This is a genomic window from Arsenophonus endosymbiont of Bemisia tabaci Q2 (genome assembly GCF_902713415.1).
Classification (GTDB): domain Bacteria; phylum Pseudomonadota; class Gammaproteobacteria; order Enterobacterales; family Enterobacteriaceae; genus Arsenophonus.
Genome location: NZ_CACTIE010000211.1, coordinates 1 through 1,452 on the forward strand (window position 1 = coordinate 1; position 1,452 = coordinate 1,452).

The 1,452-nt window shown below is 35.8% G+C and carries 1 protein-coding gene; it reads left to right on the forward strand.

Annotation, left to right across the window (positions count from 1 at the left end; genetic code table 11):
- Window positions 1-456: 456 nt before the first annotated feature.
- The gene (locus ARSQ2_RS10075; RefSeq protein ID WP_181995217.1) at window positions 457-1,401 is read left to right on the forward strand and encodes a Kdo(2)-lipid IV(A) acyltransferase; all 945 of its coding nucleotides are present in this window, start codon (window positions 457-459) and stop codon (window positions 1,399-1,401) included.
- The last annotated feature ends 51 nt before the right edge of the window (window positions 1,402-1,452 follow it).

A 1,452-nucleotide genomic window follows, 5' to 3' on the forward strand; every position in this document is an offset into this window, starting at 1 on the left:
ATATAGTGTAATCAAAATTAAGTCGCTTAGCTATATATATTCAAATGATTAAAATATTTTCTATTTACAAAAGGAACACAACTTAATCATATTATAAATAATATAATTAATTTTATTCTTAATTTATATCAATTTTCTTGCTTTGCATTTATTTAAAATGAGTACGACCAATCATTCTCGTTCTCACTATCTTTTATTTCATTTACATCTGATATTATTGATAAAATACTTCAATATATGCTCTTTAAGAAGTTATACCAACTGCTAAAAAGAAAGACCATATTAAATTGCAGCATATCACCCTCATCAAGGAAAAAACGTATAGTAACCCCCTTCTTGAAGCAAACCAATGTTAAGTAGTGAATGACGGTTAAATATACAATTATAGTTTTAGCTTTGCTAAAAAGGTGTCAAAATAGATAACATTAATATTAATACTGACCAAACAAAACGCAGATGATAAAAGTAACTCCTTTTAAAATTTCATATTTACATCCCCAATATTGGCTAACATGGTTAGGAATTGGGCTCCTTTATTTACTGGTTTTACTGCCTTATCCTCTTATCTATTGGCTAGGAACTCGCCTTGGACGGTTAGCCAAATATTTTCTAAAAAAACGCCTGCAGATTGCAGAGCGTAATTTAGAACTCTGCTTTCCGGCTATGAGTGCGCAGCAACGCCAGCAAATGATCGATAAAAATTTTGAATCGGTAGGTATGGGATTATTTGAGACAGGTATGGCCTGGTTCTGGTCTGATAAACGAATACAACGCTGGTTTACGATTAAAGGGCAGAATAATATTAAAAAAATTCAGGAGACAGGGCAAGGGATCATCGTAGTAGGAATTCATTTTCTAACGCTCGAATTAGGCGCTCGTATCTTTGGTATATTAAATCCTGGTATTGGTGTTTATCGCCCAAACGACAATCCAGTAATGGATTGGTTGCAAACCCGAGGACGGTTGCGCTCTAATAAATTTATGCTTGATCGCAAAGATATAAAGGGCATGATACGCAGCCTAAAGCACGGAGAAATTTTGTGGTATGCGCCAGATCACGATTATGGCCCAAGAAAAAGTGTTTTTGTGCCTTTTTTCGCTGTCAAACATACCGCTACCACTATCGGTACCTATATTCTGGCAAAACTTGCCGATCCAACCATAATACCTTTTACCCCCAGGAGATTAGCTAACGCAAAAGGTTATGAATTGCTTATCCAACCGGCAATAACCCACTTGCCACAGCAGGATGAAATTTCTAGTGCAGCTTTTATGAATAAATTGATTGAGAAACAGATTATGCAAGCGCCCGAGCAATATATGTGGCTACATCGTCGATTTAAAACTAGACCCAAAGATACGCCATCGCTTTATGGTGAGCTTGATAAGATACACGATTAATAAAACTACCAGTGACTGTGTTATCTGACCAGTCACTAGGCTTGTCCAGAA

What these genes read in the sequence shown, in the direction of transcription:
- ARSQ2_RS10075 (WP_181995217.1), top strand. Translation starts at nt 457, where the DNA reads ATGATAAAAGTAACTCCTTTTAAAATTTCATATTTACATCCCCAATAT.